The following is a 24737-nucleotide window of genomic DNA, read 5'->3' on the forward strand; positions in this document are numbered from 1 at the left end:
CCGGCACCTCGTTTATAATTAGTATTATGCTTTTTTTGCTTTAAACCGTTGCAAACATATATAGTTAATTATATAACATAAACGCTCGGGTGTCAATATTCCTGTCCGGCTGTGAGATAAAAAATTTCTGACTGAAATAAATATCTGTAATTGAAAATGCTTTTATACTAAGCACCAATTAAAAACTATACAAAAAATCGAGCATGATCTTGCGTATATGGATCATGTGATGATTTTTGTCTATAGTTTTATTGGTGTTCAGTATTATTCTGCCCTGTTCATAAAATTTTCAGCTTTGATACAACGACTTATTATAAACTCCTATTGACTTTGTAGGAATTTGTGGTATAATACTTATTGAAAAGGTATGAATTTACAGCCTTGTTATGATAAAACGCACTCGGTATGCGGTTTATTGCGGCTATATAATGTCTATCGGTAAGATATGATAAACTTTGCTGTGAAAGGAGCGGTGCCTATGATGATATCGTCTAAGGGGCGGTATGCGCTGCGTGTGATGCTTGATATGGCAGAGCAGCAGGGCAATGAAAATATCAGGCTCAAGGATATTGCACAGCGGCAGGATATTTCCAGAAAGTATCTGGAAAGCATTATGACCGAGCTTTGCAAGAAAGAGCTGGTGCAAAGCTCCATCGGCAAGGTGGGGGGCTACAGGCTCGTGCGTTCTCCATCGGAATACACCGTGGGGGAGATACTCAAAGCCGTCGAGGGCGACCTTATCCCCGTTGCCTGCCTTGCAAAGGACGGCAAAAAGTGTACGGGAAACTGTACATGCTACACATTTCCGTTCTGGAACGGGCTTGCAGAGCAGATCAACGCTTATGTTGACAGCTACACACTGAAAGACCTGCTGGACGACAAGGAAAAAACTCACTGCTGCTGCGGTGATTTTCATACCGATAACCAATAATTGAAAGGAAACAGACTTATGAAAAAGAAACTGCTTGAAATACATGATCTCCACGTAAGCGTAGGCGATGCAAATATCGGCGAAAAGGAGATACTCCACGGCGTTGACCTTGAAATAGATCATGACGAGACCCACGTTCTCATGGGCCCCAACGGTACGGGCAAATCCACTCTCGGATATGCCATAACGGGAAATCCCGCTTACGACGTTACTCAGGGCGAGATAATCTTCAACGGCGGGAACATCACGGATATGCCCGTTAACGAAAGAGCAAAGAAGGGCATTTTCCTTTCTTTCCAGAATCCTCTGGAAGTTCCCGGAGTTACACTCAGCTCCTTTATCCGCAGCGCTCTTGAGCAGAAAACAGGCAGCCGTATCCGCCTGTGGGACTTCAAGAAGAAGCTTGCTGAGACAATGAAACTCCTTAATATGGACGAGTCCTATGCCGAGCGTGACCTTAACGTCGGCTTCTCGGGCGGCGAAAAGAAAAAGGCTGAAATTCTCCAGATGCTTATGCTTGAACCTCAGCTTGCTATCCTTGACGAGACCGACTCAGGCCTTGACGTTGACGCTGTACGTACAGTTTCCAACGGCGTAAGGATATTCCGTGAGAGAGTTCACGGCTCACTGCTCATCATCACCCACAGCACAAGGATACTTGAAGCACTTACCGTTGATGAGACCCATGTTATGGAAAAAGGCGTTATTGTCCGCAGCGGCGGTGCAGAGCTGGTTGAAGAGATAAACAGCAACGGCTTTGCTGGCGTTTGATCCCACGGAAAGGAATGACCTCACATGAAAGAAAAAAGTCAGGTTGCGGATATTGACCGCAGCATATATGATATACGGGACGAGGAAAACGACGCATACCGTATGCAGAGCGGCCTTACTCCCGAAATAATCGAAAAGCTCTCCAAGGAAAAGAACGACCCTGTCTGGATGCAGCAGTTCAGATTACAGTCCTTGCAGATATACAACGAAACTCCCGTTCCCGACTGGGGGCCCTCACTTGAAGGTCTGGACATTGACAACATTGCCACATACGTCCGTCCCAACACAAAGATGCAGAACAACTGGGAAAACGTGCCCAAGGATATCAAGGACACCTTTGACCGTCTGGGAATACCTCAGGCGGAAAGAAAGTCCCTTGCAGGCGTGGGCGCTCAGTATGACTCCGAGCTTGTTTATCACAACGTAAGGGCGGAGGTCGCTGCCGAGGGCGTTGTTTATATGGATATCGAAAGCGCCATGAAGGGCGAATATGCCGATATGGTGAAGAAATATTTCATGAAGCTGGTAACTCCCCGTGACCACAAGTTTGCAGCTCTCCACGGTGCTGTGTGGTCGGGCGGCTCATTTGTGTATGTGCCCAAGGGCGTTCAGCTTTCTATCCCCCTCCAGTCCTATTTCAGACTGAATGCAAAGGGCGCAGGTCAGTTCGAGCATACCCTTATAATCGTTGACGAGGGCGCAAGCCTCCACTTCATCGAGGGCTGCTCCGCACCCAAGTACAATGTGGCAAACCTCCACGCAGGCTGCGTTGAGCTGTTTGTTAAAAAGGGCGCAAAGCTCCGCTACTCCACTATCGAGAACTGGTCAAAGAATATGTACAATCTTAATACCAAGCGTGCACTTGTTGAAGAGGGCGGCACTATTGAATGGGTATCAGGCTCATTCGGTTCTCATGTGGGCTGCCTTTATCCCATGAGCATTCTCAAGGGCGATAACTCCAAAATGGAGTTCACAGGCGTTACCTTTGCAGGCGCAGGTCAGAACCTTGACACAGGCGCAAAGGTAGTACACATCGGAAAGAACACAAGCTCCTTTATGAATACACGTTCCATCAGCAAGAGCGGCGGCATAAGCACATTCCGCAGCAGCGTTGTGGTGGAAAAGAGCGCCAAAAAGGCAAAGTCCTCCGTATCCTGCCAGTCGCTGATGCTGGATTCCGAGTCACGCTCGGATACTATCCCCGCAATGGATATCCGCACAAAGGACGCTGCTGTGGGACACGAGGCAAAGATCGGCAGCATAAGCGGAGATGCGATATTCTATCTTATGAGCCGAGGAATGACCGAGGAAGATGCCCGTGCGCTTATCGTAAGCGGTTTTGCGGACAATGTTTCCAAGGAGCTGCCGCTGGAATATGCGGTAGAGATGAACAATCTTATCCGTCTTGAAATGAAAGGCAGCATCGGCTGATAAAGGGTGTTTGATATGTCAGAAAAGATACAGATAAACAAGCTGCCTGTGAACACATGGAACAGGCTGGGCGTAAATTATGCTGAGGTGGAGTGGGAAGAGACCGCTCCCGCAAAGCAGAGCATCACAGTAAAAAGCGGCGAAGCTCCCGAGCCTTTCAGGCTGGATTTTTCGGAAGCGGGCGACAAGGAGGTCTCCTTTACCGCAGAGGAGAACAGCAGCATTACGGTATATGAGCTGCACAGAAGCAACAGCGCCGTGAAGCTGAGCTTTGATATCGGAAAGAATGCTTCCGTAAAGCTCGTACAGCTTTTAAATCCCACAGAAAAGCTCCGCCATGAGACATTTGCAAACTGCTCCAAGGGCGGCAAATTTCAGATAATGACCATTATGACAGGCGACGGCAACATTTATTCGGATAACCGCACCGAGCTGGAGGGCGACAGCAGCTCCATAAATGTTGAAGTCGCATATCTGGGCAAAAATTCCCAGACTATTGATTATAATATCGCCGTAAACCACTGGGGCAAGGACACTCACAGCGGGATAAATGCCGCAGGTGCGCTTATGGACAGCGCAAAAAAGGTGTTCAGAGGAACTATCGACTTCAAGACAGGCTCTTCCGATTCAAAGGGCAGCGAGAACGAGACAGTCATCATGCTGGGCGACGATGTGGTAAACAAGACCGTTCCCCTTATCCTCTGCTCGGAGGAGAACGTTGAAGGCTCTCACGGCGCAACTATCGGCGAGCTGGACGATGACACGCTCTTCTATTTCGAGAGCCGTGGAATAGGCAGGGAAGAGGCTGAGCGCATAATGGCATATGCCGCTCTCAAGCGCCTTATCCGTCTGTCGGACGATAAGGGATTTGCGGAGCAGGCACAGAATGCCCTTGGAATAATAGATACCGATGAGGAATAAAAAATGATAACAGTGAAGGATTACAAGGCGGATTTTCCCCTGCTTATGCAGGACCCCACCATATATATTGACAACGCTGCCACAACTCAGCGCCCCGGGTGCGTTCTTGACGCTGAGCGTGAGTTTTACGAAAAGCACAACGCCAATCCGCTGAGAGGCATTTATGACCTCAGCGTGGCGGCTACCGAGGCATACGAAAGCGCAAGGGATGCTGTGCGTGATTTTATCGGCGCACAGTCCTCTCAGGAGATGATCTTCACCCGCAACACCACAGAGAGCATAAATCTTGTGGCGTACAGCTACGGTCTTTCCGCAGTTCATGCGGGGGACGAGGTGGTTGTTTCCATAATGGAGCATCACAGCAATCTGCTTCCCTGGCAGATGGTCTGCCGTCAGACAGGTGCGGTGCTGAAATTCATCGAGTGCGAAAAGGACGGCAGCGTTGACCTTAACAAGGTGGAGGATATCATTACCGATAAGACCAAAATAGTTGCCATGACCCAGCTTTCAAACGTGCTGGGCAGAGAAAATCCCATTCGTCAGGTGGCTGAGATCGCTCACCGCAAGGGAGCTGTAATGCTGGTGGACGGCGCACAGAGCACTCCCCATATCCCCGTTAACGTAAGGGAGCTGGGAGCAGATTTCTTTGCATTCTCGGGTCACAAGCTTTATGCCCCTATGGGAATAGGCGTGCTTTACGGCAAAAAAGAGCTGCTGGATAAAATGCCTCCGTTCCTTACAGGCGGCGAGATGATAGAATCCGTTACAAGAACATCTGCGGTCTATGCGGAGCTTCCCCACAAGTTCGAGGCGGGAACCGTAAACGCAGCTGGTGCGGCAGGACTTAAAGCTGCCATTGGGTATATAAACAGCATTGGATTTGATAAGATACATGAGCTTGAAAGCAGCGTTACCGCTTACACCTTCAAGAAGATGCAGCAGATGGAGGGCATAAATATCATCGGCTCGGACAGGGCGGAGGATCACAGCGAGATAATCACCTTTACCGTGGACGATGTTCACCCTCACGACGTAAGCGAGATAATGGCTGCCGACGGCGTTGCGGTGCGTGCGGGACATCACTGCGCACAGCCGCTGCTCAGCTTCCTTGGCTGCCGTTCAACAGTCCGTGCAAGCTTTGCATTCTACAACACCTTTGATGATGCAGATAAATTTATAAACAGTCTTTCGACTGTCAGGGAGCGTATGGGATATGGAAAACAGAAGCTTTTATAATGAGATACTGACCGAACACAATATGCACCCCGACTTCAAGCATGACATTCCGGATGCGGACATTGTGCTTGACGGAGTAAACCCCAGCTGCGGCGATGAGATACAGCTTAAGCTGAAAACCGACGGCGACATCATCACCGACGGCGCATTTGTGGGCGACGGCTGCGCCATTTCTCAGGCATCTGCTGATATCATGCTTGGAATGGTAATAGGATGTAAGAAGGAAGATGCCCTCAAAAAGAGCGACATCTTCATGAGAATGATAAGGGGCGAGGCAACGGAAGAGGAGATAGAAAGCCTTGAAGAAGCCTCCGCTCTCAGGGACATTTCCCATATGCCCGCAAGAGTAAAGTGCGCTATGCTTGGCTGGAGAACTCTTTCCGAGGCGCTTAACGGATAAAATTTTCCCTTGACAAATCCGAAAAACGGGTGTATAATCAAGATACAACTTAACAAAGGGAATGAAGTGCTCCCTTGGGAAACCAAAACCGCTTATTAGCTGATGACTTCTGCGATATTACGCAGAAGCTGTCGGCTTTTTTGTTTTTAAGGAGGAGTAATATGTTAACATCACTGGCTTTTATTTTCCTTGCGGGGCTGCTTATGGCGGCTGTGTGCAAGCGGCTGAAGCTGCCCGGGATAATCGGTATGCTTATAACGGGAATTGTGCTGGGGCCGTATGTGCTTGACCTGCTTGACCCGTCGATACTTTCGGTATCCTCGGACCTGCGGCAGATGGCGCTTATCATTATCCTGCTCAAAGCGGGGCTGTCGCTTGATCTGTCCGACCTGAAAAAGGTGGGCAGACCTGCGATAATGATGTCATGTGTTCCCGCAAGCTGCGAGATACTGGCGTTTTTCCTGCTGGCGCCCTCTCTGCTGGGGGTAACACGCATCGAGGCGGCAGTCATGGGAGCGGTGCTGGCTGCGGTATCGCCTGCGGTAGTGGTGCCCAGAATGGTGCGGCTCATGGACGAAAAATACGGCACGAAAAAAAGCATACCTCAGCTTATTCTTGCAGGAGCTTCCTGCGATGATATCTTTGTAATAGTGCTTTTTTCCACATTTTCGGGAATGGCACAGGGCGGCCATGCAAATGTCATGGGCTTTGTGAATATCCCCGTATCAATAGTTATGGGCATAGCTCTGGGAGCTGCCGCAGGCTTTGTGCTGAGCGTATTTTTTGAGACATCATATGCCCACAGGCACTGCGTAAGAAACAGCGTCAAGGTGATAATAGTTCTGGGCGTGTCATTCCTGCTGATGGCGGTGGAGACATGGCTCAAGGGCATAGTTTCCGTTTCGGGACTGCTGGCTGTGGTAAGCATGGCGTGCGTTATAAGGATACGCTGCGTTCCGCAGGTGACGGCAAGGCTTTCGGAGAAGTTCGGAAAGCTGTGGCTTGCGGCGGAGGTCATACTCTTTGTGCTGGTAGGCGCAGCTGTGGATATCCGCTACACCCTTGAAGCGGGCATTGCAGCGGTGGCGATGATATTTGCGGCGCTCATCTTCCGTGGCATAGGCGTTTCGCTTTGCCTGGTAAAAACGTCCCTCAGCTTTAAGGAGCGGCTTTTCTGCATCATCGCATATCTGCCCAAGGCGACCGTTCAGGCGGCTATAGGCTCCGTTCCGCTGGCAATGGGGCTTCCCTGCGGCAAGATAGTGCTTTCCGTTGCGGTGCTTGCCATACTCATAACCGCCCCGCTCGGTGCTATCGGCATTGACTCTGCATATAAAAAACTGCTGACCCATGATGAAAACGGCTGAGCTTGAAAAATGTGCGGCGGTGTGGTATAATCGGAAATACGGATATGTTTTGCGGAAAATGCTTACTTGGCGGCGTGTCGCCGCTGCCGTCTCGCAGAGACATATTTGCGGCTTGACAACATTAGTTTGTATGAACAGCAAATTTCAAAACCAACACATTCGAGGTGAATAAATATGAATATCCCACAAAAAAACACAGCACATTACCACCTTCCGGGGCTGTTTGAGTTTTATGAGCTGTACAGCGCATTTTTGCCGCTGTATCGTGAGCATAGGGAGTATTTCTATGATTGGTGCGACATCGGCTCCATGTACGGCGCTCCCTCGGACTGTATCTGGGGCGGCGGACGTGTGGGGTTCGGCGACCATGACCCCCGTGATGTGCTGGCGCTGATGAGGGAATATCATATCTCCCCACGGCTCACGTTCAGCAATTCGCTTCTTAGGGAAGAGCATCTTGCGGACAGAAAATGCAACGCTCTGTGCGAGTTGTTTTCCGAAAGCGAGCCTGCAAGCGGAGTTATCATCTGCTCGGATATGCTGATGGAATATCTTAAAAAGCATTACCCGAGCTTTTATTTTGTATCCTCCACCACAAAGGTGCTGACGGATTTTTCACAGTTTGAAGATGAGACCAAGCGTGATGATTTTATGTATGTTGTGCCCGATTTTCGCTTAAACAAGGCGTTTGACAGGCTAAGTGCCATGACACGGGAACAGAAGGGCAAGACGGAATTTCTGTGCAACGAGTGCTGCTATATCGGCTGCAGGGACAGAAAAGTCTGCTACGAGAACGTGTGCCGCAAGAACCTTGGGGAAAGCTGCCCCGACCACATCTGCACCGCTCCGAATTCCGCCGATGGATATCTGTTTTCAAAGGCAATGGAAAACCCTGCATTTATCGGCACGGACGATATCCTGAACATCTATCTGCCAATGGACTTTTCCAACTTCAAGATAGAGGGCAGGGGACTGGGCAGTGCACTGATACTGGAATTTCTGCTTTATTATATGACAAAGCCCGAGTATCAGCTGCGGGTGAGAGAAAAGATCTATCTTGACAGTATGCTTGATCTGTTCTGATACTGTTCACAAACGGGTAAGCTGTTTTGGCTGCAAATTCCCTGCGGACGTGGTATAATTCTGATTTGTTAAGATGTTTAGTGTTAAGTTGTAAGTATAAGAACCTGTCTTCATAAGAAATGTGTGCGGATTTTCGAGCATAATTTTGTTGCAGAGTAGGCAAAAATCTGCAGGCGGGCTTTCGCCCGGCGAGGATTTTTAACGCAGTCTGCGACAAAATTTGCCGAAAAGACGTGCGCATATGCTTGTGAAGACGGGTTCTAATAATATAGACCAAGGAGAATTATTATGACAGACAAGGAAATGAAAGTAGAACGCTACAGAGAACTTAACAAGACCGCCCTTAAAGGACAGGTAGTTTTCACAGGCTCTTCGCTTATGGAGATGTTCCCCATAAACCAGCTGCTGGAGGAGCATCACGACAGCACGGTTATCTACAACAGAGCCGTTGGCGGATTTATCACTGACGAGCTGCTCAAAGTGATAGATGTGTGTGCTGTTGACCTTATGCCCTCAAAGGTGTTCATCAATATCGGCACAAATGACCTTAGCCGGTCATCTATCCCCATAAGTCAGGTCATTGACAACTACAGCAAGATACTTGACGAGATAGAAAAAGTCCCAAATGTGAAGATATACCTCATGGCATATTATCCCGTAAATTACGAGGCTGCCGCTCCCGAAATGAAAGAGTGCCTGAAAATACGCACCAATGAGAAGATAGCTGCTGCCAATGCCGAGGTGAAGAAGCTTGCCGAGAGGCACGGTCAGCGCTATATCGACATCAGCCGCAACCTGAAAGATGACCGGGGCAGGCTGAAAGCGGAATACACCATCGAGGGAATGCACATCAAGGAAGAGGGCTACAGAGCCATTTACGACGACATAATGAAATATGTAAAGGAATAACATCATACCAAAATACCTGTTATCATTGCGGTGACAGGTATTTTTTTATTTCTGTTCAGACTTGTTTATATTTGTAAAATCAAAGTGAAATACAAATCACCCTGTTTTCACTTTTCTGTGGTTTTGGATTTTACAATAGGGTAGTATCATAATAACTGTACCTGAAAGGACAAATAACAGAGGCAGCAAGAGCTGCCTGAAAGGAAAGAAAATTATGAAAACTTCTATTGTAAAAAAGATCGCATATATTGCAGCGGCTATGACCATGGCTGTATCTGCAACTGCCTGCGGAAGCACTGACAGCGGTTCTGCTGCAACAACCTCTGCTGCTGCCGATTCCGCAGCAAATGCAGAAACAGCTGCTGCAGCAAAGCTCACTACAGACATCACCGTTGTTTCCCGTGAGGACGGCTCCGGCACAAGAGGCGCTTTCGTTGAGCTTACAGGCGTTGAGGAAAAGGACGCTGACGGCAACAAGGCTGACCGCACCACAGAAGACGCTATCATCGCAAACAGCACCGATGTTGTTATGACACAGGTAGCAGGCAATGAGTCCGCTATCGGATACATCTCCCTCGGCTCCCTTAACAACACCGTAAAGGCTCTCAGCGTTGACGGCACAGAGGCTTCCGTTGAAAACATCAAGGCAGGCACCTACTCCGTAGCAAGACCTTTCAACATTGCAGTCAAGGAAGGTCTCAGCGCACAGTCCCAGGATTTCATCGACTTCATCATGAGCACCGAGGGTCAGAAGGTAATTGAGGAAAACAAGTACATTCCTTCCGACGATACCCAGAGCTACACCGCAAGCGGCGCTTCCGGAAAGATCGTTGTAGCAGGCTCCTCCTCCGTAACACCTGTTATGGAAAAGCTTGCAGAAGCATACAAGGCACTTAACCCCGATGTTACTATCGAAGTTCAGCAGTCCGACTCCACCTCCGGTATGAAGGCAGCTATCGAGGGCACCTGCGATATCGGAATGGCTTCCCGTGACCTTAAGGACAGCGAGCTTGAAGCAGGTCTTACTCCTACCGCTATCGCAATGGACGGTATCGCAATCATCGTAAACAACCGGAACGGCCTTGATAACATTACTATGGATCAGATCAAGGGTATCTTCACAGGCGAGATCACTTCCTGGGGAGACGTTCAGTGAGTGAGGCGGCAATGACAACTGCCGCAGAGAAGAGCATGGAAACTAAAACAAGATCATCACATAAAATACTTGAAATTGTAATGCACGTCGTATTTTTACTTGCGGCGTGTGTTTCCATACTTGCAGTTGTACTTATCTGCCTGTTTATTTTCGTAAACGGCGTTCCCGCTATTTCAAAAATAGGCGTTTTTGACTTCCTGCTGGGCGAAAAGTGGAAGCCCAACGACACGCCTGCAAGCTATGGCATACTCCCCATGATACTGGGCAGTATCTACATCACCGCAGGAGCGGTTCTGGTGGGCGTGCCCATAGGACTTCTCACAGCAATATTCATGTCACACTTCTGCCCAAAGAAGCTGTACGGCGTGTTCAAGCCCATGATTAACCTGCTGGCAGGCATTCCCTCCATCGTTTACGGCTTCTTCGGAATGATCGTTATCGTTCCTCTGGTAAGACAGCATATCGGCGAAGACGGAAACAGCATTCTCACAGCCTCCGTGCTGCTGGGTATAATGATACTTCCCACCGTTGTGGGACTTTCCGAGAGCAGCATGAACGCAGTGCCCTCCAGCTATTATGAGGGTGCGCTTGCTCTGGGAGCAACTCACGAAAGAGCCGTTGCAACGGTTATTTTCCCTGCCGCAAGATCGGGCATAATGTCCTCGGTTATTCTCGGCATAGGACGTGCTATCGGCGAGACCATGGCAGTTATCATGGTTGCGGGCAACCAGGCAAGAATGCCCAAGGGAATACTCAAGGGCGTAAGGACCCTTACAGCAAACATCGTTACCGAAATGGGCTATGCAGCAGATCTTCACTATGACGCACTTATCGGAACAGGCGTTGTGCTGTTCGTATTCATACTCATTCTCAATATCTGCTTCTCACTGCTCAATAAGCAGAAGAACTGAGGAGGCTCATTATGACAAAGGCAGAAAAAGCCGAACTTTTTAAGACAAAGCTCAGGGAAAAGCTGAGAACATACAAGACCCACCCCTTTTCGCTGATAATGATGATACTTGTAACACTTGCCTGCGCAGTTACGATATTCCTGTTCATTGCGCTGGTAGGATATGTGTGCGTAAAGGGAATACCTTACCTTAAACCCAGCCTTTTCGCTCTGAACTATACCACGGAAAACGTATCAATGCTGCCCTCTATCATCACCACCGTTGAGATGGTAGGCATCACGCTGCTTATCGCAGTGCCTCTGGGCGTGTTCTGTGCAATATACCTCTGCGAATATGCAAAGAGAGGCAACAAGCTGGTAAAGATCATCAGACTTGCCACCGAGACGCTTTCGGGCATTCCCTCTATCATCTATGGACTTTTCGGAATGCTCTTCTTCGTAACAGCTATCAAGTGGGGATATTCCATTCTGGCAGGATCATTTACGCTGGCTATAATGGTGCTTCCCACCATGATCCGCTCCACCGAGGAGGCTCTCCTCGCCGTTGATGACAGCTACCGTGAGGGAAGCTTCGGTCTTGGAGCAGGCAAGCTGAGAACTGTGTTCGTAATAGTTCTCCCCTCCGCTGCAAGCGGTATCCTTTCGGGAATAATCCTTTCCATAGGCCGTATCGTGGGTGAAACAGCTGCCCTTATCTACACTGCAGGTACTGTGGCAAAGATACCCGAATCCGTTTTCGACTCCGCAAGAACCATGTCCATTCATATGTACTCCCTTTCAAGAGAGGGACTTCACATGGGTGAGGCTTCCGCAACGGCTGTTATCCTGCTGGTTACAGTTCTTCTCCTTAACACCATTGCAGAGATGATCGCACGAAGATTTGCCGCCCGTCAGGGAGCATGATAAAATTATTAGGAGCTATTTTATGGATAATGAAAATATTGTAAAGCCTTCCGACTATAAACTCAGCATATCGGGCTGCGACCTTTATTACGGGGATTTTCACGCCCTGAAAAATGTGAGCCTTAACATCGCACCCAACGAAGTAACGGCATTCATTGGCCCCTCAGGCTGTGGCAAATCCACACTGCTCAAATCCATCAACCGCATGAACGACCTTGTTGAGGGCTGCAAGATCACGGGAGAATTTCTCCTTGACGGTCAGAACATATACAAGGACATTGAGATAACAGAGCTGAGAAGACGTGTGGGCATGGTTTTCCAGAAGCCCAATCCTTTCCCTATGAGCATTTATGACAATATCGCCTACGGCCCCCGCACCCACGGTATCCGCAGAAAGGCTGACCTTGATGAGATAATCGAAAAGAGCCTCAGGCAGGCATCTATCTGGGACGAGGTAAAGGACAGACTGAAAAAGTCCGCCCTTGGAATGTCAGGCGGTCAGCAGCAGAGACTTTGTATTGCAAGAGCGCTGGCAGTAAAGCCTGAGGTAATACTCATGGACGAACCTACATCTGCCCTAGACCCTATCTCCACCATGAAGATAGAGGAGCTTTGCTTTGACCTGAAAAAAGATTATACCATCGTAATAGTTACACATAATATGCAGCAGGCCACCCGTATTTCCGACAAGACTGCATTTTTCCTTCACGGCGAGATAGTGGAATTCGGTGAGACCGAAAAGCTGTTCTCCATGCCTACAGACAAGAGAACAGAGGACTACATCACAGGCAGATTCGGTTAATGAAAGGAAGATGGCATTGAGAAGGCAATTTGACGAACAGCTCAAGGAGCTTAATCTTGAAATGGTGCGCATGGGCGGAATGGTTGAAAACGCCATAACTGCCGCTGTCAACGGACTGGTGCGCCGTGATGATGAGCTTAACAAAAAGGCGATAGAGGCTGACTGCAACATTGACGAGATGGAAAAGCAGATAGAGAGCCGCTGCCTGAGAATAATCCTCCAGCAGCAGCCTGTGGCTTCCGACCTGAGACGTGTTTCCGCAGCGCTTAAAATGATAACCGATATGGAGCGCATAGGCGACCATGCGGTGGATATCTCCGAGATAGCTTTGTTTCTGGACGAAGGCCCCGACAAGCCCGACTTGGCGGATATACCCAAAATGGCTGATGAAGCTGTCAAGATGCTCACAGGGGCAATAAACGCATATGTGTATAACGATGAAGCCCTTGCAAAGAGCGTTATCGAGTCCGACGACATAGTAGATGATCTTTTCCTGCGTGTAAAGACCGAGCTTACCGATATGATAGTCAAGGACAGCAGCAAGGCAAACAGCGCCCTTGACCTGCTTATGATAGCAAAATATATGGAGCGTATCGCTGACCATGCCACAAATATTGCGGAATGGGTGGTATTTTCCATCACAGGCGTACACAAGGACGCACAGCTCATCTGAGTCAACACACATCTTATATGAATATGAGGGCATCGCATCACTGCGGTGCTTTTTTTATGCCCATATGCAAATAGGCTATACACAAAAATGAATGATAAATATAATAAAATGTCATAATTTTGTGGAAGCAACTGTATAAAACGGATAATATAGCCTTAAAATGCAAGTTAAAATATATTTAATTGCATAAATTTTCAAAAACCCCTTGACATGGGCGGAATTAAGGAGTATAATACAGACATAAAGAAAAAAACAGCAACGGCGCTGAAAAAATGTGTATCTGTCAGGGAATACTCATTTTTACGGTGCCGTTGTGTGTTTTAATGGAGGGTGATTAAAAATGACTGAAGCAAATATCTTATCAACAATAAGTGAGGCAGTCAATGCCGAGGCCTTCGGTATATGGTTCCTCATAGGAGCTGCACTGGTGTTCTTTATGCAGGCAGGCTTCGCAATGGTTGAGACGGGCTTTACAAGAGCAAAGAACGCCGGCAACATCATCATGAAAAACCTGATGGACTTCTGTATCGGTACAGTAATGTTCATTCTTATCGGTTTCGGATTCCTTCTTGGTGAGGACGTTGCAGGATTTATCGGCAAGCCCGGCTTTGATCTTTTCACAGCATATGATAACTTCAACTTCTCAGGCTTCGTATTCAACCTTGTGTTCTGCGCAACAGCAGCTACCATCGTTTCGGGAGCTATGGCAGAAAGAACAAAGTTCCTTTCTTACTGCATCTATTCGGGCGTTATCTCCGCTCTTATCTATCCCATTGAGGCTCACTGGATCTGGGGCGGCGGCTGGCTGGCTCAGATGGGCTTCCACGATTTTGCAGGTTCCTGTGCTATCCACATGGTCGGCGGTATCTCCGCTCTCATCGGCGCAAAGCTCCTTGGTCCCCGTATCGGCAAGTTCGTTAAGGACAAGGACGGCAAGATCGTAAAGGTAAAGGCTATCCCCGGTCACTCTCTGACGATCGGTGCTCTCGGCTGCTTCATTCTCTGGTTCGGTTGGTACGGCTTCAACGGTGCTGCTGCAACAAGCGGCCCTCAGCTCGGATCTATATTCCTTACCACAACAGTTGCTCCCGCAGTTGCAACAGTAGTCTGCATGATCTTCACATGGCTCAAGTACGGCAAGCCCGATGTTTCAATGTGCCTTAACGCTTCCCTTGCAGGTCTTGTTGGTATCACCGCAGGCTGCGATGTTATGGATTGCTTCGGCGCTATCATGGTCGGCATCGTTTCAGGACTTCTGGTTCCCTTCGGTGTATGGTTCCTTGATTACAAGCTCCACATTGATGACCCCGTTGGTGCGGTCGCAGTACACTGCCTTAACGGTATCTGGGGAACTCTTGCAGTTGGTCTTTTCGCAACATCTAAGGCTCCCGGCTATTCTATCCCCGTAAATGCAAGTGCAGATGAGTTCACAGCACTTAACGGTCTTTTCTACGGCGGCGGCTTCCAGCTTCTCGGCCGTCAGGCTCTCGGCGTTCTTACAGTAGGCGCTTGGGCAGCTATCACTATCACAATTACATTCCTTATCATCAAGGCAACTATCGGTCTGAGAGTTTCCGCTCACGAAGAGGTTGTTGGTCTGGATATCGAAGAGCACGGTATCGAAAGCTCTTACTCCGGATTTGTTATGGCAGTTGATACAGAGGCATATGCTGAAGCAGGCGAGCCTGTTCCCGTAAATGCAGCTGTTCCCGTTGAGACCTACAAGCCTTCCAAGGCTTCTGATGCAGCAATTCCCGAAGGCGGACTCAAATACACTCAGATCTCCATTGTGTGCAAGCAGAACAAGTTCGAGACTCTCAAGAGATCTCTTGCAGATATCGGCGTAACAGGTATCACAGTTACACAGGTACTTGGCTGCGGTACTCAGAGAGGTGCTGCCGAGTACTACAGAGGTACTCCTGTTGAACCCTCACTGCTTCCTAAGGTAAAGGTCGATGTTGTGGTTTGCAAGGTTCCTGTTGAAACAGTTATCACAGCCGCAAGAAAGGCACTTTACTCCGGCCACATCGGTGACGGTAAGATCTTCGTTTACAATGTTGAGGACGTTGTTCGTGTAAGAACCGGTGAAGTCGGATACGACGCTCTCCAGGATAACGAAGAGGACTAAAAGCTATCTCCATCCCTGAAAATAACAATGCAAGGAAATGCGCTCCGATAGGGTAATACCGATAAGCATATTTTATCGGTACTGTGCCCCCTTAGGGGCGCATTTTCCTGTTTTCAGACCAATTACAAAAATAATGAAAAAATGTTTGAAATTTGCCGACAGATATGCTATAATGATAAAAGGTATCGAATTATGAAGAGACAAAAAATTATAGCTTTCGGAGGTAATTATGGCTAAAAAATTTTCTGCTGATAAAAAGCGCTCACCCGTCAATATTATTGAGGGTATAGTGATAACAGTTCTTATCGTGCTTATAATCTTTATGCTGGTGGTTTATTTTGCGTTCAGCAAAACAGGCGCCACACCCAAGTTCTTCGGATACACCTTCTACCGCACAATGGCGGTTAATATGGAGACCGATATCCCCGCAGGCACGGCGATAATCGCAAAGGCTTCCGAGATAGACAATATCAAGGAGGGCAGCGTGGTGCTTTGCAAGGTCGATGAGACCACGGTGCTTACCAGAGTTGTGCAGATAGTGAACGAGAACGGTCAGCTTTCCTACGTGGTAAAGTTTGACACAGCTCCCGCTGCGGATACGTTCAAGATACCCGGGGATAATGTTATTGCAAAGGCTATCTACCAGAGCGCAGGCCTTGGCTCAATGCTGGGCTTTGTAACTTCTACTTTCGGAATAATGCTGATAATCATTATCCCCAGCTTTATTATAATAGTGTTCCAGGTGATAAGGATAATCAACGTAAAGCGCAAGGAAGAGGACGCTTCCTCTCTGGACGATCTGGACGAGATAATGAAGGATTCCGACAACAGATTTGAGGATATGTTCAGCGACGATATTCCCGCCGATGAAGAGCCGAAGCTCAGACCCATTGCCAAGAAGGCAGATGAGGCGGCAGGCGTTCTCACCGTTGATGACAGCGGCAAGGCTGCCGAGATAGATAAGGACGGTCCTATCTTCACCTTTGAAAAGCCCGAGGCAGAGAAGAAAAAGGAAAAGCCCAAGCACGTTATCCCCAAGCCCAAGACACCCAATACCGACAGCTTCTATTCCTACCTTTCCGATAAGGCTGATGACCAGCTTTACGGCGGCAGAATAAAGCGCCAGGAGATAGTTGAGGACGAGGAAGAGCAGGTAAACGACAGAAAGTCTGCAGGATTTTTCACTATTGGTCACGAGCTTCATAAGGATAAGAAGCCCGAGACAGCAAGTGAGAATATATCTAAGGAAGCTCCTGCAGCTGTTGAAGCGGCACCGACAGCTCCCGTTCAGGAAGCGGTTTCACACAATGAAGCACAGCACACTGTAATTCCGGAAGTAAAACAGCCCGTCAGGGAAGCTGTTAAGGAGGTCAAGGCACCTCAGCCCGCAGCACCTCAAAAGCGCAGAAATACAGATCAGGCAATAAGCGAGCTTATGGGCATGATAAACGCAGAGGAGAAGAAACTGCATAAATGATGTATATGGATATAGCAGCCGATGAGGCTTACAAGGGTATCAGAAACGGCGAGGGCGGTCCGTTCGGTGCCGTTATCGTAAGGGACGGCGAGATGATCGGAAAAGGTCACAACCGAGTGCTTGCCGACCATGACCCAACAATGCACGGCGAGGTTGCGGCAATAAGAGATGCCTGCAAAAATATCGGCAGCCACGACCTGAGCGGTTGTACGCTTTATACCACCGCTTACCCCTGCCCCATGTGCCTGAGCGCAGCAATGTGGGCAAATATCAGCCGCATAGTTTACGGCTGCACCGCTCACGACACCGCAGAAATAGGCTTCAGGGACGAGGATTTCTACACCGCACTGAAAAACGGCATGGAAATTATCCCGCTGGAATGTGAGCAGAGGGAAGATTGCCTGAAAGTGTTCGAGGAATATTGTAAGCTCAAAGGCAAAAGATATTGATAAAAAAACGCACGGTTGAACTTTTAACTTCAACCGTGCGTTTTTGCATTTATTCATATATCCTTGAATCCATGTTGAAAATAAGCTTCCATTTGTCCCCCTTTTTCCATGTGGAGGTGATGTGGAACCTGCCTGCAAGATCCTGATTTTCAGGCTTTTCAGCCACTGTTTCAATGATGTAGTGAACTTGAACAATATCATCACTTTGAGCGATGACCTCAAAATCGGATATTTTGTAGGACTTGCAGTCAAATTCGCTTATGATGCGGGCGTAGTCAGCACCGGTGCATTTGGATCCGCCGCATACCATGACCGCAGATCCGCTTACGGCCTCAAGAAAAGCGGAGCTGTCACAGCGTCTTGCAGCTTCCCACATAGCGGCTTCGTGGCTAATAATAATATCTTTTATCATCAAATAGCCTCCAATAAAAAATGCGTGTTACTGAAAAAACAAAAGCTGCCGCATTACCGCAGCAGCCATTGTATCTTATTCAGGTGTTACTTTATCTCAGGTCCGTTGTAGTTGTCATCATTATCGTCTCTTTTTGACTCACCGAAAAGTCCGTTGTCAGCAGGCTGAGAGGGAGCAGTGGGTTGATATGGCTCGTAGCGCTGATGATCGGAGTAGCCCATGGGCTGACCGAAAGGCTGTGCGTTTGCGGCACGGCCGTACAGTCCGTCAAGCTCATCTCTGGAAGAAATGCCTGTTGCAATAGCTTTTTCCTTCATGCAGCAGTAGAACTCTGCAAGTGTTGCGTAAAGATATGGGTAAATGAGAGCCATTCCCGCTGCGGTGGCAGCGCTGCCAAGCAGAACGCCGAGGAACGCAGTAAAGATGCTTCCTGCCAGTCCGCCGAGGATAAGCCAGCCGATAAAGGACATCTGGAGACCGAAGCAGTGCATTTTCTCGCCCTTCATTGTCTGAGAGCTTATCTCAAAGGCACGGTTGGGGGTGATGTTGGGGTTTTCTGCGGTTATGTAGGGAACAAGAAAGTACTCGTACTTCTTTATTATCTGAGGGATAAGTGCTACAAAATACAGGGGAATAACTATAAGAATTGAAAGAACAAGCGATCCCATTATATCTCTGCTGTCGGATTTTGCAAAAATCAGAACTCCGATGCCGATAGGGATAAGAACCAGCAGCGACCAGAGGAAAAGCCTAAGCTTGAGGAAGAACATATTTTTTACGGTTGCCATGTAATGACCATGCTTAAACTGGGAGAAGAGTTCGCCCACGCCAGCATTTCCCGTGCGTGCGTTGAGGAAGAAATTGTTGTAGCCGACTGTAAGGGGATTTGCAAAGAAGATGTTGTAAGCCAGCGCAACTATCATTACAATGATCACCACTGCGATAGCTACAGATATTATTGCCGAGACACTGGTATCGCCCAGCATATCGCTGAAGCCCGAGAACATATCGTTGAATATCTGCTCATAATCGTCCTGAGAGAATGAGCTGTCGATATCATCATCATCGTAGTCGTAGCTGTAATCATAATCATCGTCGCTGCTGTAATCGCCATAGTCGTAGCTGCTGTCGGATGAATTGCTGTAGTTGTTGTAATACTCGTTTATGAACTCGTCTGAGGAGCCGCCTCCCGAGCTGCTTGAACCTGTGCCTGTCAGCAGGATAAAGATGAGAGAAACGAGAAAAGCAGGCCAGTAAAAGTTTTTCAGTGCCGCTTTTGCATTCTCTTTAAGCATTGAAACTGTCCACATAAAACATAATCCTTTCGTCATGATGCCCCGTCAGATAATAACGGGGCGTTTGTTTTTCTTAACAATTATTATGATATCATAAGTTACACAAAATAGCAATGATTTTTTAGCATTTTAATCCTATTTTAATCCATAAATTTTCTCAGGTCGTTAGTATTAAAGGCAAATTCTTCGCCCGTATCGGTGCGGACAATGAGCCTGCCGCCCTTTTCCCAGCGAACAAAGTCGATATCCTCAAACCTGTCATAATCATGCTCGGGATTTACTATAGGGAAGAGCGTGGTCATCTTCTCAGGCTCTTTCATGGGCTCTGATAGGTCGATAAGTGCCACATCATACGGATATGCCCAGAAGCAGCCGCCTGCTGCCGCAATTCGGTTTTCGCTGCAATAGTGCAGGTCGGTGATGATAAATGACTCACCCGAATTGCCACGGGGGACATAGTGCATTTGTTCCATATCGGAAAGCCGCAGCACGCTGTAGCCGTAATGCCCCTCGGTATAGAAAAAGTACAGTCCCTCGGGAGCGGATAACACCTGTACCGCAGTCTCATGAAAGCTGCTGTAATAAAATGTGTAGCCATAGATCATTTTGCCCTCGGGGGAAAACAGCCTGCATCTGTATGAGCGGCCGTTGTCGGTTCGGTGGGCATATTCTCCGCACCACAGGCTGTAGCCGAGGTCAAGGGGGATAGTCCGCTCTTCACGGCACAGGTCGGATATGTTTTCCTCTTTTTGTACCATGAAGCGGCGGTATTCATCGGTGTGATAAATGTTATCAAATTCGTTCATTGCCGCTCCTTATATTTCTGCGCTTTCAATGCTTTCAACGATAGGTGCCTTTGCTATGTGCGAGCCTGGGATAACGGAGGATACAGCTGCCGCCAGATAGGACACAGCCGTTGCGATAACGATGTACTTTATGGGGGCAAGATAGGAGAATGCAAAGCCCAAATCGTCCATATCCAGGTCGTGGAAATGGGTCATAAAGGGTATCTGTATCACCAAAATCGCAAGCTCGGTAATCAGAAGTGAGGCGATGCCTGCCATTACCGCATAGAAAAGGCTTTCGGTGAGCATAAGCCTGCTCAGCTGCTTTTTGGACATTCCACAGGCACGGAGCATTGCAAGCTCGGAAGTTCTGCCCGTAACGTTGGAGGAGATGATATTCACTACGTTGATAAGGGCAATGAGGGCGATAAGCACTATCACCGCATAGCCTGCTGTTTTTATCATGCTGAGCAGTGCGTAGGAAAGGTTCATATCGGAGAGATTGTTGCTGTAGGAATTGTAGAAGTGGTTGTTCATATAAACCTCTGCCTGCTCTTCCATGCCGACTGCTGCATTTGCCGAGATAGTTCTGCTGTAAACTATTATCTCGCTGCCGTCGGAAACGGCTATTGATGATGTGCCGGAGTCTGCACCGCACTGAGCAAAAAGCTCATTGTAGCTTTCCTCTGCCATAACAGCGGAAATACGGCCGTCTGTAGAGCGATATACCCTGTTGTCGGTGGTGTAGATGCCTGCCGTATCAAAGCTGCGCTCGTCAAGGAGATCTACTTTGTAATCCGCAAAGGGAGCGGCGGAGATGCTTTCGGGGGAACTGCTGTAAACGGTATAAAGCAGCTTTCCTGCGGTGGAGTACATTCCGCTGCAAAGCATGAGCTGACCGTTTGAAAGGTCTTCGTAGCTTACATCGGACTGAATGTATTTCTCATATGTCTCACGGTTTACGGGGTGAATGTCGATGAAAACAGTCTCGCTCTTTGAAAGCTCCGTTCCGTTGTCAACGCCTGCGGAAGATGTCATGCCGAACAGCGACAGGTGAGTGTCATACTGAACATCGGTGAAATATCCCGACTGCTTCATCAGCTCCGCTCTTTCATAAACGGTCTGAGGGTCGGTAACGCTGAGGTTTGCGGTGTAGTCATAGGGCATACGCTTAACATCGAACTCATTCTGCAGATTGCCCGTTGCGATCTCAATTCCGTAGGAGAACACAGTGAAAAGCACGATACTCATTACCATTGATACCAGCGTGATGATATAGCGCTTTTTGTTGCGCTTTGCGCTGAGTGCGGAGTATGCGCCGATAAAGCCGTGACCCTGCTCGATTCCCGAGCCGTGGCGTGAGGGCTTTATCTTCTCCTTCTTGGCAGCGGCTCTCATTGCATCTACAGGGGAAGCCTTGATAGAGCGCATACCGGTGGATATTGCCGAAACGAACACCCACAGGAAGCCGATAATAGCTGAGGAGATATAAACATAAGGCTTGATATCAAATTTCAGCATGGAAGCCAGATCGTAATCAAGGGAAACATCGTGGAGATAGGGCAGGTTCTTTACTGCGGAGAATATAGCTGCCGAGCTGCCCAGACCTGCAAGGATACCAAGGATAACGCCGGGAACTGCCAGATAAAATGCCTCCCACATTACAAGGGAGAACACCTGCTTTTTGGAAGCACCCACGGCTTTGAGCAGACCGAACTGCTTTATGCGCTCCTTTGAAGCCAGCTCAAAGGAGTTGTCTATTACCATTCTTATGCAGAACATAAAGAACAGCACTACCAGATATTCCACAGCAAAGGAAAGCGCCTGGGAGAAGCGGGCGGTAACGCCTCTGCCCTCCATGTTAAGCAGCTCCTGATTCATGCCGTAGTCAAAGTCATCTATCTCATAGCCCAGAGCGGAAAATGACCTGTCCATATCCCAGTAAAAGTCATTGGCGCTGTCGGAGAAGCGGGCAACAAGATTGTCCGAAAGATAGTTGTAGGATTTGAGCTGAGTATCGTTGTAGCTTACCATATTTATAGTATCGCTGTAGCCAACAACGGTAAAGGAAATCTCCCTTATCTCTGTGATGTCGAAATTCTCAGCCAGTATCATAGGCGTGCCCGCAGGAGTTTCAGCTCCCGTTTTAACGCCGCAGACAAACAGCTCCGCATTGACGGTGCTGCCTATTTCGGGGTATCCCCACTGCTCGGCGTTGGCACTGTTGATAACAAGCTCGCCGTCCTTTTCGGGAAGCCGTCCGCCGGTCACAGTGCGCATGGAGGGGGGCAGCAGGTCGCAGTCATCGGCGTTGAGCCTCAGAAAGTTATCATCAACAGGCAGACCGTTCACCAGCAGATATTCCACCTTTGCGTTGTCTTCCGCCATTTTAACGAAGTCCATATCAACGCTGCTCGAATAGGAGGAAATGCTGTATATCTCAGTTTTTTCAAAAATATCCATGCTGCGGATATCAATGAGCTGCTGCTTGTCCAGACCGTTGAATACTATATGATATGTGCCGTTAGTCTCACGGGAGATATTCAGCGAAGCCGCACGGTAAACCGAAACTGCGGACAGGATTATGGTCATGAACGCAACTGAAACGATTATGGCAAGGACAGTCAGCACCGTATGCTTTTTCTGACCTTTAAGGTATCGCAGAACTATTTCATTGAGCTTCATCATAGCACCGCCTTTCAGTTTATCTTTGATTTCAGCTCGTCCAGCTGGGCGAGCCAGAGGGCAGCCGATGCGTCGGAGGGCATACGCCAGTCACCACGGGGTGAAAGCGTAACGCTTCCCACTTTGGGGCCGTCGGGGAGACAGGAGCGCTTGAACTGCTGGGAGAAAAATCTCCATGTGAATGTCCTGAGCCATTTGAGGATAGTAGCATCGTCATATCTGCCTGCAAAGGCGCATTTTGCAATGCGGAATATTTTCTTGGGGGTAAAGCCCATGCGGACGGTGTAGTAAAGAAAGAAATCGTGCAGCTCGTAGGGGCCTACGATATCCTCTGTTTTCTGTGAAATCGTGCCGTCCTCGGAGGGGGGGAGCAGCTCGGGGGAAACGGGGGTGTCAAGGATATCACGAAGCACCTCGGAAAGCTGACCCTCCGACATCTGCGCCTCATATGCCACCAGATGGCGAACAAGGGTCTTGGGGATAGAGCAGTTAACGCCGTACATGGACATATGGTCGCCGTTGTAGGTAGCCCAGCCCAGCGCCAGCTCGGAAAGGTCTCCGGTGCCGATAACTATGCCGCCTGATTTGTTGGCGATATCCATTATCACCTGAGTGCGCTCTCTTGCCTGGCAGTTTTCGTAGGTAACGTCGTGAACGCTTTCCTCCTGACCGATATCCTCAAAATGCTGCCTTACGGACTTGGTAATATCTATCTCACGGATAGAAGCGCCATAGGCTTCCGCCAGGATAAGCGCATTGCTCTTGGTGCGCTTTGTGGTGCCGAAGCATGGCATGGTCACGGCGATTATGCCCTTGCGGTCAAGGGAGAGCATATCAAAGGCGTGAACAGTGACGATAAGAGCAAGAGTGGAGTCCAGTCCGCCCGATAGACCGATAACGCAGGTCTTGCAGCCGATGTGCCTAAGGCGTGTGGCAAGTCCTGTTGCCTGCATGGTGAGGATCTCCTCGCAGCGTGCGGAAAGATCTGCCTTGTCTGCGGGGACAAAGGGCATTGGTGCGTAAAAACGCTTTATCTCCTTATTTTCGGGGATATCCATGCTGAAAGTGATAAGAGGAAGCTTATATTCTGCGGAATTTCCGTAGGTGGTCATCTTTCTGCGCTCGCTTGCCAGACGTTCAAGGTCGAGGTCGGCGTAAATGATGCCGCTGCCGCTGAATGTCCTTTTCTCAGAAAGAACGGATCCGTTCTCGCAGATAAGGCAATGACCCGAAAAGACCATGTCCTGGGTTGACTCACCGAAGCCGCAGTCGGTGTAGATATATCCGCCCACAAGCCGTGCACTCTGCATTCTTACCAGGTCACGGCGGTATTCCTTTTTGCCTATGACCTCATCGGAAGCGGAGGGATTGCAGATGATAACAGCGCCGCCCTCTGACAGCGTTACCGAGGGGGGCTCGGGTACCCACAGGTCCTCGCATATCTCAGCAGCTATCATAAGCTGTGGGAAGTTTTGGCACGAGAAGATAAGTTCGCCCATGGGAACGGTATAGCCCAGACCCATATCAATATTAACACAGTCATTTTCGTCCAAGCCCATTTCCCAGCGGGAAAAATGCCTTGCCTCGTAAAATTCGGAGTAGTTGGGGATATTGCGCTTGGGGACAAGACCCAGCAGCCTGCCCTTGCAGCACACTGCGGCGCAGTTATAGAGCCTGTTGAGGTGGGGGACGGGAAGTCCGACAATGAAAAGTATATCAAGCTCGGCTGTGGCGGCAAGTATGGTTTTGAGCGCAGCAGCAGCGCCGTTTTTCAGTGTTTCGGAGAGGAAAAGGTCTCCGCAGGTGTAGCCTGTGATGCAAAGCTCGGGGAAAACCAGCACCGAACAGCCGTTTTCGGCAGCTTCACGAACCTTTTCGATTATCTTTTCGGCATTGAAGGCGCAGTCTGCCACCTTGATATCGGGCACAGCACTGCCGCATCTTACAAATCCGTCGTTCATAATATATTATCGTTCCTTTCTGAGAAGTATATTTATAAAATGACATTATTTA

22 protein-coding genes and 1 riboswitch are annotated in these 24737 nt (G+C 48.7%); of the genes, 17 read left to right on the forward strand and 5 right to left on the reverse strand.

What is annotated here, in order from left to right; genetic code table 11:
- The first annotated feature begins 478 nt into the window (after window positions 1–478).
- From OCV68_RS08640 to OCV68_RS08720, 17 genes are all read left to right on the forward strand, one after another.
- Window positions 479–931: an RrF2 family transcriptional regulator gene (locus OCV68_RS08640; RefSeq protein ID WP_262572061.1), complete on the forward strand. Its 453-nt coding sequence runs from the start codon at window positions 479–481 to the stop codon at window positions 929–931.
- 18 nt (window positions 932–949) lie between these two features.
- The gene (gene sufC, locus OCV68_RS08645) at window positions 950–1702 is read left to right on the forward strand and encodes a Fe-S cluster assembly ATPase SufC (RefSeq protein WP_262572062.1); all 753 of its coding nucleotides are present in this window, start codon (window positions 950–952) and stop codon (window positions 1700–1702) included.
- Between the two features lie 24 nt (window positions 1703–1726).
- Entirely contained in the window at window positions 1727–3133 is a 1407-nt protein-coding gene (gene sufB, locus OCV68_RS08650; protein ID WP_022474375.1) for a Fe-S cluster assembly protein SufB, read from the forward strand.
- A 15-nt stretch (window positions 3134–3148) separates the two neighbouring features.
- A complete protein-coding gene (locus tag OCV68_RS08655; protein WP_262572063.1) occupies window positions 3149–4054 on the forward strand; it encodes a SufB/SufD family protein in 906 nt (301 codons plus the stop codon).
- Window positions 4055–4057: 3 nt separating this feature from the next.
- Window positions 4058–5290 carry an aminotransferase class V-fold PLP-dependent enzyme gene (locus tag OCV68_RS08660; protein ID WP_178086069.1) on the forward strand — a complete coding sequence of 411 codons (1233 nt, stop codon included), beginning with the start codon at window positions 4058–4060 and terminating at the stop codon, window positions 5288–5290.
- Window positions 5268–5690 carry a Fe-S cluster assembly sulfur transfer protein SufU gene (gene sufU, locus OCV68_RS08665; protein WP_022474378.1) on the forward strand — a complete coding sequence of 141 codons (423 nt, stop codon included), beginning with the start codon at window positions 5268–5270 and terminating at the stop codon, window positions 5688–5690. Before OCV68_RS08660 ends, sufU begins: the two co-directional genes overlap by 23 nt.
- Window positions 5691–5738: 48 nt before the next feature.
- A riboswitch (Fluoride riboswitch) is annotated at window positions 5739–5809 on the forward strand.
- A gap of 42 nt (window positions 5810–5851) precedes the next feature.
- Complete coding sequence (locus OCV68_RS08670) at window positions 5852–7057, forward strand: cation:proton antiporter (protein ID WP_262572064.1); 1206 nt, start codon at window positions 5852–5854, stop codon at window positions 7055–7057.
- 174 nt (window positions 7058–7231) lie between these two features.
- A complete protein-coding gene (locus OCV68_RS08675) occupies window positions 7232–8140 on the forward strand; it encodes a hypothetical protein (protein WP_262572065.1) in 909 nt (302 codons plus the stop codon).
- 288 nt (window positions 8141–8428) lie between these two features.
- On the forward strand, window positions 8429–9049 hold the full coding sequence (locus OCV68_RS08680) for a GDSL-type esterase/lipase family protein (protein ID WP_262572067.1): 621 nt from the start codon (window positions 8429–8431) through the stop codon (window positions 9047–9049).
- Window positions 9050–9263: 214 nt separating this feature from the next.
- Window positions 9264–10205 carry a substrate-binding domain-containing protein gene (locus tag OCV68_RS08685; protein WP_262572069.1) on the forward strand — a complete coding sequence of 314 codons (942 nt, stop codon included), beginning with the start codon at window positions 9264–9266 and terminating at the stop codon, window positions 10203–10205.
- Window positions 10206–10240: 35 nt separating this feature from the next.
- The gene (pstC, locus tag OCV68_RS08690) at window positions 10241–11116 is read left to right on the forward strand and encodes a phosphate ABC transporter permease subunit PstC (RefSeq protein ID WP_449555766.1); all 876 of its coding nucleotides are present in this window, start codon (window positions 10241–10243) and stop codon (window positions 11114–11116) included.
- Between the two features lie 11 nt (window positions 11117–11127).
- Window positions 11128–12018 carry a phosphate ABC transporter permease PstA gene (pstA, locus tag OCV68_RS08695; RefSeq protein ID WP_262572071.1) on the forward strand — a complete coding sequence of 297 codons (891 nt, stop codon included), beginning with the start codon at window positions 11128–11130 and terminating at the stop codon, window positions 12016–12018.
- Window positions 12019–12040: 22 nt separating this feature from the next.
- Window positions 12041–12820, forward strand: coding sequence for a phosphate ABC transporter ATP-binding protein PstB (gene pstB, locus OCV68_RS08700; protein WP_022474386.1), 780 nt, complete (start codon window positions 12041–12043; stop codon window positions 12818–12820).
- Between the two features lie 10 nt (window positions 12821–12830).
- The gene (gene phoU, locus OCV68_RS08705) at window positions 12831–13493 is read left to right on the forward strand and encodes a phosphate signaling complex protein PhoU (protein ID WP_317259210.1); all 663 of its coding nucleotides are present in this window, start codon (window positions 12831–12833) and stop codon (window positions 13491–13493) included.
- A 340-nt stretch (window positions 13494–13833) separates the two neighbouring features.
- A complete protein-coding gene (locus tag OCV68_RS08710) occupies window positions 13834–15621 on the forward strand; it encodes an ammonium transporter (RefSeq protein WP_147621943.1) in 1788 nt (595 codons plus the stop codon).
- Window positions 15622–15850: 229 nt separating this feature from the next.
- On the forward strand, window positions 15851–17098 hold the full coding sequence (locus OCV68_RS08715; protein ID WP_147621942.1) for a signal peptidase I: 1248 nt from the start codon (window positions 15851–15853) through the stop codon (window positions 17096–17098).
- The gene (locus OCV68_RS08720) at window positions 17095–17547 is read left to right on the forward strand and encodes a nucleoside deaminase (protein WP_147621941.1); all 453 of its coding nucleotides are present in this window, start codon (window positions 17095–17097) and stop codon (window positions 17545–17547) included. The genes OCV68_RS08715 and OCV68_RS08720 overlap by 4 nt, the downstream gene beginning before the upstream one ends.
- A gap of 49 nt (window positions 17548–17596) precedes the next feature.
- Here OCV68_RS08720 and OCV68_RS08725 read toward each other — a convergent pair whose 3' ends face one another.
- From OCV68_RS08725 to OCV68_RS08745, 5 genes are all read right to left on the reverse strand, one after another.
- Complete coding sequence (locus OCV68_RS08725; RefSeq protein WP_262572074.1) at window positions 17597–17959, reverse strand: nuclear transport factor 2 family protein; 363 nt, start codon at window positions 17957–17959, stop codon at window positions 17597–17599.
- Between the two features lie 86 nt (window positions 17960–18045).
- Window positions 18046–19269: a DUF975 family protein gene (locus tag OCV68_RS08730; protein WP_262572075.1), complete on the reverse strand. Its 1224-nt coding sequence runs from the start codon at window positions 19267–19269 to the stop codon at window positions 18046–18048.
- 125 nt (window positions 19270–19394) lie between these two features.
- Entirely contained in the window at window positions 19395–20060 is a 666-nt protein-coding gene (locus OCV68_RS08735) for a hypothetical protein (protein ID WP_262572076.1), read from the reverse strand.
- Window positions 20061–20069: 9 nt separating this feature from the next.
- The gene (locus OCV68_RS08740; RefSeq protein WP_262572077.1) at window positions 20070–22727 is read right to left on the reverse strand and encodes an ABC transporter permease; all 2658 of its coding nucleotides are present in this window, start codon (window positions 22725–22727) and stop codon (window positions 20070–20072) included.
- An 11-nt stretch (window positions 22728–22738) separates the two neighbouring features.
- Window positions 22739–24685 carry an NAD(+) synthase gene (locus OCV68_RS08745; protein ID WP_262572078.1) on the reverse strand — a complete coding sequence of 649 codons (1947 nt, stop codon included), beginning with the start codon at window positions 24683–24685 and terminating at the stop codon, window positions 22739–22741.
- Window positions 24686–24737 lie beyond the last annotated feature (52 nt).

Source organism: Huintestinicola butyrica (genome assembly GCF_025567215.1).
Taxonomy (GTDB): Bacteria; Bacillota; Clostridia; order Oscillospirales; family Ruminococcaceae; genus Huintestinicola; species Huintestinicola butyrica.